16 protein-coding genes are annotated in these 17230 nt (G+C 37.2%); 12 read left to right on the top strand and 4 right to left on the bottom strand.

What is annotated here, in order from left to right; genetic code table 11:
- Positions 1-243 precede the first annotated feature (243 nt).
- Both ACSFVZ_RS17650 and ACSFVZ_RS17645 read left to right on the top strand, forming a co-directional pair.
- Positions 244-1674 carry a Slr4 family S-layer protein gene (locus ACSFVZ_RS17650; protein ID WP_435559337.1) on the top strand — a complete coding sequence of 477 codons (1431 nt, stop codon included), beginning with the start codon at positions 244-246 and terminating at the stop codon, positions 1672-1674.
- A gap of 253 nt (positions 1675-1927) precedes the next feature.
- A complete protein-coding gene (locus tag ACSFVZ_RS17645; RefSeq protein WP_435559336.1) occupies positions 1928-2512 on the top strand; it encodes a hypothetical protein in 585 nt (194 codons plus the stop codon).
- 80 nt (positions 2513-2592) lie between these two features.
- On the opposite strand, the gene ACSFVZ_RS17640 is transcribed toward ACSFVZ_RS17645, so the two are convergent.
- Positions 2593-3486, bottom strand: coding sequence for a hypothetical protein (locus tag ACSFVZ_RS17640; protein ID WP_435559335.1), 894 nt, complete (start codon positions 3484-3486; stop codon positions 2593-2595).
- Positions 3458-4789 (bottom strand): flippase, encoded by a 1332-nt coding sequence (locus ACSFVZ_RS17635; protein ID WP_435559334.1) that lies wholly within the window; start codon positions 4787-4789, stop codon positions 3458-3460. The genes ACSFVZ_RS17640 and ACSFVZ_RS17635 overlap by 29 nt, the downstream gene beginning before the upstream one ends.
- Positions 4790-4920: 131 nt before the next feature.
- On the opposite strand from ACSFVZ_RS17635, the gene ACSFVZ_RS17630 reads away from it, so the two are divergent.
- From ACSFVZ_RS17630 to ACSFVZ_RS17615, 4 genes are all read left to right on the top strand, one after another.
- A complete protein-coding gene (locus ACSFVZ_RS17630) occupies positions 4921-6069 on the top strand; it encodes a polysaccharide pyruvyl transferase family protein (protein WP_435559333.1) in 1149 nt (382 codons plus the stop codon).
- Positions 6070-6451: 382 nt separating this feature from the next.
- Entirely contained in the window at positions 6452-7543 is a 1092-nt protein-coding gene (wecA, locus tag ACSFVZ_RS17625; protein ID WP_435559332.1) for a UDP-N-acetylglucosamine--undecaprenyl-phosphate N-acetylglucosaminephosphotransferase, read from the top strand.
- A 35-nt stretch (positions 7544-7578) separates the two neighbouring features.
- Positions 7579-8853 (top strand): lipopolysaccharide biosynthesis protein, encoded by a 1275-nt coding sequence (locus tag ACSFVZ_RS17620; RefSeq protein ID WP_435559331.1) that lies wholly within the window; start codon positions 7579-7581, stop codon positions 8851-8853.
- Between the two features lie 7 nt (positions 8854-8860).
- Positions 8861-9973: a glycosyltransferase family 4 protein gene (locus ACSFVZ_RS17615; protein ID WP_435559330.1), complete on the top strand. Its 1113-nt coding sequence runs from the start codon at positions 8861-8863 to the stop codon at positions 9971-9973.
- 41 nt (positions 9974-10014) lie between these two features.
- Here ACSFVZ_RS17615 and pssE read toward each other — a convergent pair whose 3' ends face one another.
- Complete coding sequence (gene pssE / locus ACSFVZ_RS17610) at positions 10015-10470, bottom strand: PssE/Cps14G family polysaccharide biosynthesis glycosyltransferase (RefSeq protein ID WP_435559329.1); 456 nt, start codon at positions 10468-10470, stop codon at positions 10015-10017.
- Complete coding sequence (gene pssD / locus ACSFVZ_RS17605) at positions 10467-10943, bottom strand: PssD/Cps14F family polysaccharide biosynthesis glycosyltransferase (RefSeq protein ID WP_435559328.1); 477 nt, start codon at positions 10941-10943, stop codon at positions 10467-10469. The genes pssE and pssD overlap by 4 nt, the downstream gene beginning before the upstream one ends.
- 264 nt (positions 10944-11207) lie before the next feature.
- Between pssD and ACSFVZ_RS17600 the strand changes: the two genes are divergently transcribed.
- The 6 genes from ACSFVZ_RS17600 to ACSFVZ_RS17575 are packed head-to-tail and all read left to right on the top strand — an operon-like array spanning position 11208 to position 17089.
- Entirely contained in the window at positions 11208-12107 is a 900-nt protein-coding gene (locus ACSFVZ_RS17600; RefSeq protein WP_435559327.1) for a Wzz/FepE/Etk N-terminal domain-containing protein, read from the top strand.
- Positions 12108-12111: 4 nt separating this feature from the next.
- Complete coding sequence (locus tag ACSFVZ_RS17595) at positions 12112-13314, top strand: glycosyltransferase family 4 protein (protein WP_435559326.1); 1203 nt, start codon at positions 12112-12114, stop codon at positions 13312-13314.
- Positions 13304-13852 (top strand): DapH/DapD/GlmU-related protein, encoded by a 549-nt coding sequence (locus ACSFVZ_RS17590; protein WP_435559325.1) that lies wholly within the window; start codon positions 13304-13306, stop codon positions 13850-13852. The genes ACSFVZ_RS17595 and ACSFVZ_RS17590 overlap by 11 nt, the downstream gene beginning before the upstream one ends.
- Positions 13852-15126: an O-antigen ligase family protein gene (locus ACSFVZ_RS17585; protein ID WP_435559324.1), complete on the top strand. Its 1275-nt coding sequence runs from the start codon at positions 13852-13854 to the stop codon at positions 15124-15126. Before ACSFVZ_RS17590 ends, ACSFVZ_RS17585 begins: the two co-directional genes overlap by 1 nt.
- Positions 15123-16007 (top strand): glycosyltransferase family 2 protein, encoded by an 885-nt coding sequence (locus ACSFVZ_RS17580; protein ID WP_435559323.1) that lies wholly within the window; start codon positions 15123-15125, stop codon positions 16005-16007. The genes ACSFVZ_RS17585 and ACSFVZ_RS17580 overlap by 4 nt, the downstream gene beginning before the upstream one ends.
- The gene (locus tag ACSFVZ_RS17575) at positions 16004-17089 is read left to right on the top strand and encodes a glycosyltransferase family 4 protein (protein WP_435559322.1); all 1086 of its coding nucleotides are present in this window, start codon (positions 16004-16006) and stop codon (positions 17087-17089) included. The genes ACSFVZ_RS17580 and ACSFVZ_RS17575 overlap by 4 nt, the downstream gene beginning before the upstream one ends.
- Positions 17090-17230: the final 141 nt, after the last annotated feature.

Raw genomic sequence — 17230 nt, 5'->3', positions numbered from 1 at the left:
AATTAAATTAAGAGGGTTGGCTAATAATAAATGACTGTTTTAGTTTCTATATTGTACTAAAATGTGTGAAAATACTTTACTTGTTCATAAAGTGTGCATGTAAGGTTAATTACTTGACAAGTTTATTGTTAACCCTTAAATTTAGCTTGATCTGGCAAAACTCCAGCCAGAACAATAAAAAATCTTGGTGTATTGCCTTCATTAACAATACATCAGTTTCATGAAACTAGGAGAATGGAAATAATGAAACTATTCAAAAAAGCGCTTTTAGCTACTGCTGTAGTAGGTGCAATGGGTGCACAAGCGGCAACTATCTCAAGCACGCCACTTAAACTTTCTGCTGAAGGTGTTGCTTTAAAAGTTACTCCAACAGCTGGTAAGCTTACTTTTGACATCGTTGTAGATAAAGATCACCCATCTTCATCAGTTATCACGCTTAAATTCGACAAAAATGTTGAGTTAGGCACGTTAACTGGCGGTGCAGTAACTCAAGGTGTTGGTTCAGGTACAGCTTATGCTGGCGATGTAGGTTTTGACTACGGTACTGGTAGCTTCACATTTGATGACGTTAAAGTTACAAATGGTGATGCTTCTAAAGGTGAACTAGATTCAATCTCTTTCAAAGTTAACCTTGGTAACCCACTTACAGCTAACTCTGCGTTCCGCGTTGTTTTAGGTAATCACCAATATGATGCAACTCCAGGCGCTGGCGTAAACAAAGTTATCGTTAAAGGTGCATCAACGCTTAGCTATGTTTCTAACAAAGCTGATAAGACTCAAATCGAAACAGGTACTGGTGTAATTGCAACTGAGCAAACTCAGTTCGGTTTCTCTGTTGACACTAAACTTGACGGTTTAATCAAGCGTGACCAACTTTCTCGTTTCGTAGGTGCTAACGGTACTGCAGTAGATACAGACACTGTTAAATACACATTTGAAAACGATGAGTCTTTAGGTCTTGCATTAACAGGTGTTAACGCAAACATCCGTTTCAACGGTAACTTCAAAGGTGTTGTAACTGGTATCGCTGCAGGTGCTTTAGGTACTGATGCTGATTCAGTAGTAATGAGCACAGCTACTACTCCAGTTGCTATTGCTATTAATGATGCATACGCTTACCAAGATGGTTCTGCAACTGCTGCAGGTGAGAAAGATAAGTATGTAAATACTATCACTTTCCAAAACCAAAGCACTACAGATATCCCAGTAACTGGTGATGTTGATGCTTCTGTAACTGTTACTAGCGTAACTAACGCTGGTGTTACACTACCTACTGGTGGTTACAGCGCGTTTTCTAAAGTAGCTGCTGGTGAGTGGGCTGTTGACGCAACTATCATCAATGTTCCTTACCTTCCGGTAAATGCTCCTAACACTGATACTTTCATCCACTTCGCTAACGAAACGGATAAAGAAGTAGATGTTATCGTTACTGCTATCGATAACAACGGTAAAGAGTACGGCCCAATGAACCTTGGTGCTAAACTAGCTGCTAACACTGTAACTAAGATCTCTGAGCCAGCAATGGATACTCTATTTGGTCTTAAAGGTGTTGCTACTAAACTAAGCGTTACTTTCAACATCGACGCAGATAAAGGCGACGTAAACGCTTACGCAGTTAGCCAAAACGACAAAGGTCGTACAGAAGTTTCTACTTCACAACAACGTGGTAACTAATATTAGTTAGTAAACTACTTTGTAAAAACCCGGCTTAGGCCGGGTTTTTTTATAATTAAATTTATATAAAGACAACGATTAAAAAATTATTAGGAACAAAAGTTGTAAAATTGTGTCTATTTAAGACACTTAAATTTTTCTAGGATCTAATTGAGCATTGCAGCAAACGGTGAAGGTAACTAAAATATCTTGAAGCTGTAATTTCAGTTGACAGAAAAGTTGTTGTCTTAAGTAAATTAAATAAAGGTAAAGCATGAAATTTAGAACAATATTTTTAGCATCAAGCTTATTTTTTGCAGGGATCCACTCAAGCTTTTTACAAGCATCAACGCCATTAATTCAGTCACAGCAAGGAAGTGAAGCTTGTAACTTTGATATTAAGTTTTCATCAGAGCCAAAAGAAAAACAGCAAACATTAAATATCAGTACCGGTGTAGACTTAAACTTAAAACAGTTTGTTTCGATTAAACAAATTAAAGCTGCGAACATTGCGAGTAATGTAACCTGTCAGCAGCTTGTAGGCCAAAAGTACACTGGCTCGCAGCAAGAGTGGCGAGGTTTTGTGAAAAATGCACTGCAGGGGCTATTGAATGCAGGTTTTAAAGATCTTCAATTCACTCGTGTAGGTGAAGATGAAGCAACATATAAAGGAAAGCTTGCAAATATGGAATATGGTTTCACAGGTAGTGTAGGCGGTAATAAGCAAGTTATTCATAATTTAGCCGTACTAGATAAAAGCCACAATCAGGTTATTATTATTTCTGTTAGTGGTAATGAAAAAGTAAGTGATGAAATTAAAGATGAGTTCACTCAACTTGTGAATTCATTTAGCCTGTAACTTTATGGGTAGAAGATTTTATTTTTTAAAATCGTCTACCCTTTACCTTAATAACCTTCGTCTCTATTTGTGCTCAACTTTTAAAGCGTGCTGTGTTTTTCTTTCGCCCGTAAGTAATTCTCGGTTTCAAATCGGCATAAATGTTGTATTTTTTTATTGATATGCGGCTCATTTAAATAATTTTGCAGTGTATCTTTGACACATTGCTTTTGCTTATCTAGATGGCTTTCGGTTGTATTGTGACTACCAATGTTGATCTGCTTACCAGTTAATGTGTATATCTTTGAAGAAAAACTATCCAGATTATCTAAAAAACTCACAACGCTGTACTTTTCAAGGTTATCGCTGAACTCACTTTGCAGTGTTTTAGCATCATGCTCATCGCTGGCAAAACGGCCTGCAATACACATACTTGTAACATTCGCCATTTGCCAACCCCTGCGGTGTTGCAAAATGGTGTCGACCTCTGCTGTGAGGTTATCGTAGTTTAAGTTGTTAGGTGCCATCATTGGCAATGAATTGGTCAGCTTGTTGTATAGATAGTTCGACTTAAATCGGCTTACAGGCTCACGAAGTACAGTAACAAAGTGATACTGATTGGCAAATTGATTGAGTAGTTGTTTGTTTGTTGTTACATGGCCGCTGACATAGGGCCAGTCTTGTGCAAGGTGATAAGCAAGCAAGCCAGTTAGTTGTTTAGCATGGTGATCGCTAAACTCACTAATACTATCTAAATCGGTAATTTCGCGGTTCATACCTGCAAGACTCATTGCAATGGCACCTTCGCGGCTAAAGCGAGGTTGACCGGCAATAGCAAATTGCTCGCGCATTGCTAAATCAATAGAAATGCCACCTGATTTAGGTACATGTACAAAGCAAATTGGTTTTGAGTGATTATTGCTGTTTTTAGCAATGCGTCTAAAGGCAACGTCGTAGCCAAGTCGGTTAATTATTTTTTTTACTGTGCTTTTCATACTGTACTTTTAAATCGTAAATGAGGTTTGTCAATATTTGCCTAGAGTGTAACACAGCTTGGTGCAATACTTTTGCGTACACACGAGTTTTTGCGTTAATAAACAAAAAGCCATAGCTGGCAACCATATAAGCAATAATTGTTGCCCACGCAGCCCCTAAGCCTTGGTATTTAGGTATGAGTAATAAGTTAAGTAAAATATTTACAATAGCTCCTAAAAGGTTAGAGAGCAGGCTGTATTTATAGAGTTTTTCAAGAATAAGCCATTTAGATAACACTGCTCTTTGAAAAACAAACAAACTCGCAAAAATATGAACACTAAGAATCGCGGCACTGCTTGTGTATGCTGAACCATAAATCAGGCCGATGATATTGTCGGCAAAAAACCAGGTCGCTAAGCTTAAAAACATGGCTAAGCAGGTTAGCACTATGATCAATCGCTGTAGTAACTGCTTATACAAGGTAGGTTGTTTAAAACGAAAATGGCTGAGTGGTGTTGTATAAACATTGGCTATTAATACTGGAAACACATACCAAAATTCAGATAATTTAGCGGCTGCGGCATAGTAAGCCACCGCTTCTGTGTTTATTAGGTTAGCAAGCATTATCTGATCTATTTTTAAATAGATAATGGCTGCAACGCCTGAAAATAGCAGCCATTTTCCTTTTTGATAAAGCGCAAGGTAAGTTTGCTTTTTAGGGTGCAGTTTATAAACTTTATGATTCTTCTGGCTCGTATACATAATGTAGTAACAAATGCCGATCAGCACGCTTTCAAGCCCTTGTAAAAAAATAAGCATTGTTAAATCAGCTGCATTAATAATGGCGATGAGTTTTGCAATATTAATAAGAGTTATGGTCACTAGGCGTAGCTTTACCAGCTGAGATACTTGCTTTTTAGCTATATAGAAAAATTCAAGCACATACAAAAATGTAAAGCTTTGCATTGCGACTAACATGATTATCAGCCCTGCCTGATGATGATCTAAGTTAAAGGCGAGTAAACATACCAAAGTAGCAATGCATAATGAAATAATGGCACCTAGTAAGCGAATAAGTAAGGCTGACTTTATATAGTAGTGGCTGTTTGCAGGGTATTTGACAATGTACTTAGTAATAATGTTATTTAGCCCCATGACTGCAAAGGGGCTGAAAATGGTTGCAAATGAGACAACGTAAGAAAATTCGCCAAATAAGTCAGGGCCAGCTAGCCGCGCTAATAAAATATTGTTTATAAAGCCAAGGCCGAGTAGCACAACTTTTTCGACGATAAGCAGTAGCGAGTTTTTAACGTTTGAGCTCATTTTAGGGTTTTTATTGCCTATTAGAACGGGTAGTTTATCGTAAATCAAAGAAATTGCACGGAATGCTTGAATGACTTCAGATTGCTGTATATTCTTACTCGCTTTGTGTTTTCATTCGGTTTGGGTTACTTGTGTTAGTTGAAATTAAGGGTGTTCAATTTGTTAATAAGGGTGCGGAGTTGATGCTTGCATCGATTATTGCGCAGTTAAATAAAGCGTTACCAAATGCTGAAATTTGTTTAGTACATAATGCTAACTCTCCTTATGTTAAACGAGCAAAAGTTGGTGCATACCAAAAGATCAACCTGTGCAAAAATATTCTTGACCTTAACTGGTTATTTTATTGTATTCCGTCCTCAATACGTCATTATTTTAAAAATCGCTTTGGAATTGTAACTGAAGCTGATGTTGATGTAATTTTAGACGCATCAGGTTTTAGTTATGGCGATCAATGGTCAGATCTAGTTTTAAGACAAGTGGCGAGTGTTGTTAAACGCACTCAATCTCGCTCAAAGCATTATATTTTTATGCCGCAATCGTTAGGGCCATTCTCGCGAGATGAAAATAAAAAGTATGCAAAGGTTGCGTTTTCTAATGCAAGCCTTGTGTTTGCAAGAGAGGAGCCTTCGTATAAACATATTGTAGAGCTTGTGGGTGAATCAACTAATATTAAGCAAGCCCCAGATTTCACCAATTTATTTGTACCAACAGCCAAGCCTGAATACGACATATACCAGGATCATGTTATTTTGATCCCTAACTCAAAAATGCTCAGTAAAAGAAATAAAAATACATGGTGGCGAGAAAACTATGTCACAACCTTGGCTCACTTGGCTAATCAGGCACTTAAAAAGGGTGAGAAGGTAATTATTCTCAATCACAGTGGGGCAGACGATGCACCGCTATGCGATGAAATTAATAGCTTATTAGAAACGCCTTGTGAAGTGGTCGAGCCAGCAGATGCTGAGTCAGTCAAAGCGTTGATCGCAAGAGGAAAAGTTATTATTTGCTCACGCTTTCATGGTTGTGTTAGTGCTTTATCTCAGGCAATTCCATGTATTGCAACTGGTTGGAGCCATAAGTATCAAGAGCTTTTTAGAGAGTACGGCTCTGAGGAAACACTTCTTCCTGCCAATGTTTCATTAGCTAGTTTAGATGCTTTACTTAATACGTGTTTGAACGAAAACTCTGAAAGGAAATCTGAGCTAGAAAGTTACGCGATGAAGTATAAGCTGCAAAGTAAAGAAATGTGGCAAACGCTGCTGTCTGTTATAAAGTAACAGTATTCTTTAGCTCAATATTACAAGTGTGCTAACTGATAAGTGAAGTCAGCTTTATTTAAGTTCTTTATTAAATGAATACATCTTGGTAACGAAGTTTTACAGTTTGTTTTTATATTTGCTTGTAAGGTAATTATAATGCCTATATTATTTTCGGCCTTTGTTTAGGGGGAACCTGAAAAGGGGGTCTACGCGTGTATCGTTCAAGCTTTGTTATTGGTTTTATGGATTTTAGGTACTGGCTGGTGGCTAAAGTTAATTTTTTAGTAAAATAAGAGTTGCAGCCGTTAAAACGCTTATGTTTTTTATTTTTAATCATCTATAATGATAGGCGTTTTGACTGTGTTTCGGGGAACTTCATGTTGATTAAGGTTTATTTTTTGTGATTTTAACAACTATTGCACTTTTTATGTGCTCGTTTTTGAGCCTTTTTGCATTTCGAAAATTTGCCATTTATATAGACCTTGTTGATCAACCAAACGTGCGCAAGCATCACACCGGCCCTATCCCTTTAGTGGGTGGCTTGGCTGTTTTTGTTGTTGTATTCAGTTATTTAGTTATCTATCCCGATTCAATCTCTTCAACTTTTATATATTTGTTTTGTGCCAGTGTATTATTAGTAATAGGTGTCTTTGACGATTTATACGATATTAGTTTTCGATTAAGGTTATTAGTACAAGCTTTCATTTCAACCTTGATGATGGTGTTTGGTGAGTTAGTTTTTACTAATGCTGGGCAGATCTTCGGTAACTTTGATTTAGAGTTGTCGTATTTTAGCTATCTCGTCACCGTCGTTGTGGTGGTAGGGGCCATTAATGCATATAACATGGTTGACGGAATCGATGGTCTACTAGGCGCATTAGCAATCATTACATTTGCTTCGCTTGGTCTATTATTTTATTTTAATGGGCAAATCCAACTAGCTGTATTTTGTATGGTTGTTGTTGCAGCAACGATTCCTTATATATTAATGAATTTAGGTATTCCTTTAGGTCAGCGCTTTAAGATATTTATGGGCGATGCTGGCAGTACAGTGATAGGTTTCAGTGTCGTTTGGCTTTTACTCGAGGGTTCGCAGTCAGATAATGCAGCTTTTAACCCTGTTACAGGTCTGTGGATAGCGGCTATTCCAATTATGGACGCGATTTCTACTATTATTCGTAGAATCAAAAAAGGTCAGTCTCCATTTAAGCCTGACCGACAGCACTTACATCATATTCTACAAAGGCTAGGAATTGGGCCGAAGATGACTTTGTTAGTTATCTCGATGCTAGGTTGTTGTTTTGCATTATTTGGCATTTTAGCCCAGTTAAATGCAGTGCCTGATTACTACATGTTTTATGGCTTTATATTCTGTTTAATCGTATATCATCAAATTATGGTTAATATATGGCGCTTAACAGTGCGTGCTCGCCGTTTTTTTGGTGTTTCAAAAAAGCAGCGTACAAAAAGCATTGATAAAGCTGAACAATAGTGCCTTCCCGCTTTTTTCAGTGAATAACTGCGCTAATGTTAAGTAAATTAATTAGGCAAACAGGTATATTACTCAGTGGTAACCTATCTGCATCTATCCTTAACTTCTTTTCTGTTGCTATTTCATTAAAGGCACTGGGCGTTAACTCTTTTGGACAGGTTACTCTTCTTCAGGCATACATACTTGTTTTAAGTTTGTGTTTTAATCCGCAGGCATGGCAAGGGTTAATTCGCTTTTTTTATCTTGAAAAAGATAAAGGTTCATTGGTTATATCAACCCTTAAATATGATCTGTTGTGTGCTGTATTCGGTACTGCTATTGCAGTTATTTTTGCAGAAATCTATGCTCGAAGCTTCAATTTAGAACATTATGCTGAGCTATTGAAGTGGTGCTCTATTTATATTTTCATTAACCAAACAAGCGTCGCTATTGGCATTTTACGCTATCAAGAACGATATAAGGCATTGGCTATGCAGGCAATAATTAGTGCTGTATTGTTTTTTCTATGTGTATTACTTGGCTATTGGAAAAACTATGGAGTTAGTTTTTTTGTTGCAACTTATTTAATCACGCTAGGGCTTGGTGTTATATATATACAATGCTTAAGCGGGCGTTTTGTGGTTTCTTTACTACAAAACGATACGCAACGACTTTCAAAGGCTAATAAAAAAGAGTTTAATCGCTTCAACTTTACAGTTCATATGACTTCACTGGCAGACATTCCTGTAAAGCAGCTAGATAATATCTTGGTTGGTGCGGTAGTGTCGGTTGGTGCAGCAGGCGCATATCGTGTAATTAAACAAATTGCGACCATCTCAACTAAGTTGACTGGTCCATTAAACCAGGTTTTATACCCAGAAATTAATAGTTATTTGGCGCAGAAGGCATATCACAAAGTCGAAAAGGCGATGTCAAAAATTGTTATTCTATTATTGTTGCCTTCGCTTTTATTGGTTGCTTTGGCGAGTGCAACAGCTGACTATTGGGTTGTGATTGTTTTCTCAGAAGAGCTATTAGTCTATAAATGGCACATTGTTACTTTTATGCTTATTCATGCAGTCTCCACGGCATTTACTCCAATACACCCTATTTTCCTTGCTTTAGGGTACATAAAGAGTTTATTGCTGATTACAGTGCTTACTAATATTGTTTTGTGCTTAGGCATACTCATATTAGGAGCGAAAATCGAACTTTGGGGAGTGCTTATTGCTATCTTTGCTCAATATTTACTAACAATAATATGCAAGCTTCCAGTTATTTTAAGTAGACTTAAAAAGGGAAAAAATGAGGGTTCTACACTACATACCTAACTTTTCAATGAGTACAGAAACGTTTATTTATGACCAAGTTACAGCGTTGGAAAAAGAAGGGATAGAATCTGCGATAGTGACAGCTAAAAGAGTCAATGAGCAAAGCCGTCCTTTTGACCTCATATATTTATGCCCAATTAAAACGGTTTTTAATGAGCGTCTCACACAGGCATTTGCTCTAAGACTACAACTGCTGCCTTATATGATTGACTATAAAAGTTGGCAAAAGGCGATTGAAGAGTTTAAGCCTGATATTGTTCATTGTCATACAGGGAATGGGGTAAAAACATGGATGCATGTGAGCGAAAAACTCAACCTTAAAATACCAACATTAGCATCATTGCACGGTTCTGATGTAAATAGTGAGCCTTTAATCAGGGCTAAATACAGAGCTGTACTTAAAAATGCTGGCACTAAAGACTTTATCAAGTGGACTGTTCCTTCTGAATTTTTAAAACGTAAAACAGTCGAAAATCTAGATGTTCCTAGTGAAAAAATTACAGTTGTGCATAACTCTTTTAATTCTATATTTTTGTCAACAAAGCAGGAAAAGAGTTTTGAATCTTTGAACATTGTGTCGGTTGGACGATTAATTAATTGTAAAGGACATGAGTTTTTGATTCGTGCATTGGCAGTTTTGCATAAAGACTACCCTAATGCGACCCTTACCCTTATTGGTGGTGGCGAGCTCAAGGAGCATTTACAGGGGGTAACTGAACAGTTAGCTTTAACTAAATATGTGAACTTTATCGATATGGTGAGTCATCAAGCATTACCCGAGCTGCTTTCATCGTATAATGTTTATGTGCAACCTTCGATCCGAGATAGTGTTACATTTCAAGAAGAATCGTTTGGTGTAGCTGCACTAGAGGCTATGGCATCGGGCTTAGCAACAATTGTTACTGAGTGCGGTGGATTAACTGAATTAGCCTCACTAGTTGATACATCAGCAGTAAAGGTTGTCCCCCAAAAAGATCCTAAGCTGTTAGCAGGGGCAATAGCTGATCTATATAAAAATGAAGCGAGTTTAACCCTTACGCAAAGACATAAATTAGCAGAACTTTTTTCAATAGATATGAATATAGCAAATATTAAAAGACTTTACAGTGAGCTGAGTTAGTCATCTAAAAAGTTAAATCGTACTTTTTGATAAGTGCGAAATTACCTTTTTAAAAGCTTACTTATTAATTCATCCGCGAGGAAAAAAGAGTCTTTGTTATAAGGAGTAGGTTCATACATTTTGATTCCTTCTATATGATTCTCTATAAGGTTTACATCATGACAAACCAAAGCGTAGTTGTTCCTTTCGATATATAAGGCTAAATCTGATTGGTGTTTATCGATTCTGTCAAAATTAGGCACGACAATAATTTTTTTATTGAGCTCTAGTAACTCAAAAACAGTGCCAGCACCAGCATGTGTAATAACAACATCTGCATCGACTAGTACGCTGGAAAACTCATTTGAATGAGCGAAATAGCTACCATTCTTAGGCTTGTATTCACCTGTGCCTGTCTGAAAAGTAAACGAAAATGCTGCAAGTTTTGTTGCGGCTTGGTCTACCGCACGGATTAAAGAATCAAATGATGATGAACCAACAGTGACAAGAACTTTCATAAGCGTCCACAATATTTTGCATTTTTATAGAGGGTAAGTTGCTCTTTATTTTGCACCCAAAATTCACTGCTGATTTTCGACATCCATTTTCCAGTGAAAGAGCGTGTATAAAAGCGACAAAACGTTTCGATAAAAATGACGTTTTTTCCCATGACTTTAAGAATGATTGAGGGAATAATTGCCATTCCAGGTCCAGTTGAAACGATCCCCGTAACCCTATATTTATAACAAATTTGTAGTGTAATAACCGTTGACTGAAAAAGCCCAAATATTGCCATCAATAACGATTTCAAACGATTTTCTTTGTGGCGAACGTCACCTAACTTAAAGTGTGTTATTTGTGCGCACATAGGTGATGGCCCTAAAGATATAAACTTAAGTTCTGACTCTTTAATGTGTTTATATAGTAAGCTCATCTCTTTTTTGTGCCCACCTTCCCCATATGCGAGAATAACGACTGGTTGTTTTGACATGCTTATTGACTTCTATTTGATCTTAGGTTCATTTTTGTAATTGGTTCTTATAGCTATAAAGTCTGGGACGCAAGATAAGAAACACATATTCGCCATGATAGCTAATTCAAAAAACATTTCATAGATGCAATTACTTAACGCTAGTTTTATTTCCATTTTTAGTGAAATATTCGCGGGTATAACTAAAGTTTCTAAATCTATTTTAATCATTCCTTCATTTGCTATAATGCCTGACTTTTAGTAGTCAGTTGGTTGATAAACTCCATGGAAAGTAAAGGTATAAACTTAACATTTTCTAGGTTAATGAAGTATAAATGGGTAGTAGTAATAGGTACTCTACTATCGGCAGCATTTTCTGTATATGTTGCTATGCAGCAACCAAATAAATACACAGCAAAAGTCTACTTGATCCCATCTAACGCGAAAGAAGGGGGAGGCCTTAATAAATTAGCAGGTCAATTTGGTGGTCTTGCAAGTATGGCAGGAATTTCTCTTGGTGGTTCAGAGGCTGACGAAATTGAAACTGCAATTGAATTTATGGGAAGCCGAGGTTTTATTCAATCAGTCATAGAAAAGAGAAACCTATTACCAGAACTACTCGCCTTGGAAGAGTGGGACCAAAGCACCGATAGATACATTTACAACCCTGAGGTTTACGATGCCGAGCAAAAAAAATGGGTAAGGACTCCGCCCCCTGGTAAAGGTGTCGAGCCTTCACCTTGGGAGGGTTATATTTCTCTCCTAGGCAGCTTTGATATACTCTATATGAAAAAAAAGGGACTTGTTCAGTTAAAGGTGACAGCACTTTCACCTGAGTTATCTGTTAATATTACTAATTGGTTAATTGAAGATATCAACGCCTTTTGGCGCGACAAAGACCGCAATGAAGCTGAAGAAGCTATTAATTACCTACAAGAGAAAGCAGCGGAAACAAATGTTGCTGAATTACGCTCTCTATTCTACGAACTTATTGCTGATCAAACTCGCTCAAAGTTATTGTCTACAGTTGGTGACTTTCACCTTTTAAAGCCTTTATCTCCGGTTATTTACCCTGAAGAAAAATCTGGCCCATCTCGCGCACTTATTTGTTTAGGGATAACATTTCTTGGAGGCCTTGTTTCTCTAATTGTTGCATTTATTCTTGCATTAAGAGAAAAGGCTTAAGAATATGACTACTGAACATGTGAAGCCTTGTGTGTTGCTCACGAGTAATCAATATAAGCCTAATATTGGTGGAATTGAGAACTCGCTTTATCACTTAGCACAAGAGTACCTTCAGCTGGGCTATGAGGTTATTATTGTAGCCAGTGACCTAAATCCTGAAAACAAAGAGTTGCCTGAAATCGAAATAGAAGAGGGTGTTACCATTTATCGCTACCGTTTCGGACGCAGTGGAGGTTTTGGGCGAGTGTTAAAGCAGACTTATAATGCGGTTAAGCTTTATAAAAGAATTTTACAGCGTCACTCACCGGTATTAACTATTTGTCGTTTTCACTTCAATGTTCTGTATTTAAAAGCCTTACAATATAAAAATATTGTCTACTTAGTACCAGGAGTTGTCGCTAACGAAACAAAAGCAAGCTACAGGGCTAGTGATAATATGCTGCTTAAGTTAAAAGGGCGCTTATCATTTTTTTTGCATAAAACTGTGCAACGTTTGGCATTTAATAGTGCTGATAAATTGTTTGTTTTCAGCGAAAACATGCAGCAGCAAATCAGAAATATCAACCGCTCGAAAGCAATGAGGATCTGCAAGCCTGGCGTTAGTTTGTCTCGATTTAGTTTGGCGGTACAAGCTGAAAAGTCTCAATTAAAAAATGAGCTAGGTTTATCTGTGCATAGCAAGGCTTTTTTATGTATAGGCCGCTTTGTGAAAGCAAAGGGGTTTGATACCGCAATTGAAGCTTTAAAGCTTTTAGATGACAATAACGCCTCGCTTTGGTTACTAGGTGAAGGTGCTGAAGAGGCTGAATTGCGAGCACTTTGTGAAAGCTTAAATGTTAGTGATCGAGTTATCTTTTTAGGCCGACAAAGTTGCCCTGAGAATTACTATAAAGCAGCTGACTTTTTCATTATGTCTTCAACATACGAGCCTTTAGGGCAAACCATTCTAGAAGCTTTATCGTCAGGTTTGCCTATTATCGGTGCGAAATCGAGCGGTAACGTAGTAACCGCAACGAGTGAGATTTTAGAGTCATCAAGTAATATCTTGACCGATGAGTATTCAGCTTCAGCTTTTGCCAAAGGAATGAAAAGCTTAATGGCTTTACCTGATGCGCAATATACTCAGTTGCAATATGAAAATAGAGAGCTTGCAGAACATAAATTTAGCTGGCGTGTGCTTGCAAAGGAGTTAGCAGGTGATTTCTAAGTTATTCTATTATTTATTAAAAGTAATTAATCGAGTCGTTAGATCTGAACAATTACAGACCAAGATTGAAAGCTTAGGCTATGCATTGAATATCCAAAAGTACACCAGACAAGGTGCTCAGATTGGAGAAAATACACTTATTATTGATACTAAGCTCTCGTCTTCATCTAAAGGTGACCGTTTTTATATTGGCAAAGATTGTACCATTACTGGGGCAACGCTTTTAGGTCACGATGCTTCCCCTACATTGTTTTTAAAAGAGCTAGTGGTTCACAAAGACAGCTATAGGAAAGGTTCTCGACGCTCTTATCGAAAAGCAATTACCATCGGTGATAATGTTTTCATCGGCTGGGGGAGCATTATTTTACCGGGAGTCACAATTGGAAGTAACAGTATCATTGGGGCAGGAAGTGTTGTCACAAAAGATATTCCTGATGGAGTGGTTGCTGCTGGAAACCCCGCTAAGATTGTCAAGTCTACCGACGACTACGTTATAGCTTACAGAGAAATTCTTAAAAAAGAGCCCGGTAACTTCTAATGTTAAAGCGCTTTTTTTCTATTGAGGATGGGCCTTCATACGCTGATAAACTATGCGTATTTATGATGAGCCTTTATCTACTTGCTGATGTTGCCGCAGGATTTACTGTTCTTCAGTTAGGGGTAGATTTAAAGCTATCTCTGCTATACAAATTACCATTAACTGGATTGGTATTGCTTCTCGTATTGAGGCTTGATCCTCGGTATTTTCTTTTCTTATGTAGTTTATTAACAATACTGCTCATGGGGCCGGTATTTCAACTGCTGTCAGAAGCAGATACATTCTTTTTTATCACTGACTTTTCTAATGTGTATAAAATTTTAATGCCGATGTCTATTTTTATTTATTTTGGTTTATTGGCTATGCGTTGGGATCTATTCACCAGAAAATGGCTTGAAAGAATATTAATAAGTAATTTCGCCATCCTTTGTTTTAATTTATTTTTAGGGGCGTTAGGTTTTGGTCGCTCAAGCTATCAATTAAGGGATGGTGAAACCGCGGGGTCTAATGGCTTTATATATGCGGCAAACGAGTTAGGTGCGACCATGGTTGTGCTTTTTTCTTTTATGCTTCATATGTGTTGGAACTATAAGCGTAAGTGGTACATCGTGTTTTCTTTATTTACTGTGCTTTGTGGCCTACTTGTAGCCACGAAAACTGCCATGCTCGCTGCTGTAAGTCTTGTGTTTATAGTACCTATTCTTAATGAAAGAGAAAGGCTGTTTAAAATGACTAAGCTGAAATTATATATTCTTGTACCTATGTTCTGTGTTATTGCGGTCATTATATATCTAATTAACGACTTACTCATGGCTTTAGGCTTATACGACAGGCTTATGTGGGTACTGAGCCAAAAAGGAGTTTTAGGAATAATTTTATCTGGAAGGGATGAGTTTGCAAAAGAGCTTTTAGTTGTTTATGTGAACTACCTAGAGTTTTGGCAGCAACTTATAGGGGTTGGAACTGCAGGAGTCGCTGAGTTTATACCTATAAAATATTCTGCTGAAATTGATGCGATTGATGTATTAGTTTATTTTGGCTTTACAGGCTTATTTGTATGTTCTTCTTTTTACTTTTTTACGTTTATTAAAGCCTTAAAGCAATGTGTTAGGCCTGAATCTATTTATAGTCCTGCGGTATTAGCAGGTACAATTATCTTGCTATTTTTATCGCAGTTGAGTGGCCATGTTTGGTTTTCAGGCACGTTAGGAATTTCACTTGGTTGTTTTGTATCGCTATTATGGGTAGACACGGAAAGTAGGAGTAACTCATGACATCATGCCAACCTCTAGTGAGTGTTTGGATACCAACTTGTAACCGACTTCCGCTTCTTAAAAGAGCTGTCTTGTCGGTAAAAAAACAAACTTATCAAAACATAGAAATATTTATAGTTGATAATGGCTCTACAGATGGGACTATTGAGTATTTAAAGCAGATAGCTGACGAAAATGAAAATATCCGCTTTCACAGTTTTGGTAAAAATGAGGGCGCATGCCGTGCTCGTAACTATGCAATTAAACATTCTCAAGGTGTGTATGCAACTGGCCTTGATGATGACGATGAGTTTTTGCCGACGAGAATCGCAGACTTAGTTGAGGCATTTGAAGACAAATATGCCTTTGTTTGCAGTGGTTATATCTGGGATTATGGTCAAACTCAACGGCCTATTTTAAATTCAGATATGATCATTGATATAGACGCACAGTTAAACTTCAATCAAGCGTCTAATCAAGTTCTTACCAAGAGAGCGCGCTTAATAGAGGCTGGGCTATTTGATGAGTCAGTTGTCTCATCTCAGGATTGGGAACTGTGGACTCGGATGATTTTAACATTTGGTGCTGCAAAAAGAATAAATACGCCTTCATATATAGTGCATACAGCCCACGACAAACCCAGAATTACGGATAATCAAAAGAATCGCTCTGTAGGGTTTCAACAATTTTACGACCGGTATGGTCATTTAATGTCAAAAAGAAACAAAAAGTGTTTTGATTTTTTGGTTTATTACAGTAGTGAACAAAAGGTAAGCCTGTTAACTGTATTTAAATATTTTACTCTTCCTATTGCTGGTAAGTTACTGAGAGCATGGCTGGCTTCGTTATTTCCTGGACTTGCTAAAAAGAGATTAGAGCGTTTTAGAAAGGTTAAGAAATGAGTAAGATTTGTTTTATTGCAAACCTTTTCCCATCAAAAAAAGATCCCTCGTTTGGTAGTTTTGTAGGTAAAAATTATCAACAGCTTCAAGCACAAGGGAATGATATTGTAAGTAAAGTGGTTATTGATTATCGTGCTTCAGGTTATGAAAAGCTTTTTTGCTATATCAAATTTATTGCAAGTGGGGTATGTGCAATAAGTAAGCGGAACTATGATTTCATTTACTTTCATTATTTAACATATTCGACCCTTTGTCTTATACCTTTTTTATTGGTCGGAAAGCCAAGGTACGTAGTAAATATTCATGGTGATGATCTTGTTGGTAGTACAACTATGCATAAAGTGATGGGGTTTGCTTCTAAGTTAATTTTAAAAAAAAGCGCAGCAGTTGTTGTTCCATCTTCTTATTTTAAAGACAAACTACTTGAGTTATACCCTTGGTATAATAAAGACAAAATTATTGTGTCTCCGTCTGGTGGTGTAGATTTTGATGTATTTAAACCAACAATTAGCCCCTCCCCGTCTGTTTTTACTTTAGGATACGTCTCTCGAATAGATGAGGGTAAAGGGTGGCAAGAATTGCTAGAAGCTTTAGTGTTAATTAGAAAGTCTCACCCTGAATTGAGCAGCAAACTAAGATTGAATATCTATGGCACAGGCGCAGAGGTTGCCGAATTAGAAAACACAATATCACAAAAAAATTTATTTTCATTGGTTACATATTATGGGGCATTAGAACCAAACCAATTAGTTGATAAGTATAGTGAAATGGATGCTTTTATTTTTCCAACTCATAGAGAAAGTTTTGGTTTAGTTGCTGTAGAAGCCCTTGCATGCGGAACACCTGTTTTAGCATCTAATATAAGCCCAGTGAATGACATAGTTATCCATGGTAAAAACGGCTTACTTTTTAATGTGAAAGATAAAAATTCTATTGCTGATACAATCGTCGAATTATTAGAAATGGCACCTCAAGACTACGAATTACTGAGCTCATTTGCTCGTCAATCTGTACGTAACTACCGCTCAACTGAAGTCGCGCAGCATTTAGAAAATGAACTCAAAAAGCGATTATTACCCTAGTAAAGTTTAATTAAAGTAACAATTATCAAATGCTATGTTACTTGCTTAGCATAACCAAGCTATTTGCTTGATACTGTCTAAGAAAAACGTGTTTTATCAATGCAGGAAAGTCGCAAATTATCGATGTAGAAATCGAAGCCT

It is taken from the genome of Pseudoalteromonas nanhaiensis, from assembly GCF_051235485.1.
Lineage (GTDB): Bacteria > Pseudomonadota > Gammaproteobacteria > Enterobacterales > Alteromonadaceae > Pseudoalteromonas > Pseudoalteromonas lipolytica_C.
Note: the sequence above shows the minus strand (reverse complement) of the source record. Positions and strands in the feature narration are given on the sequence as shown.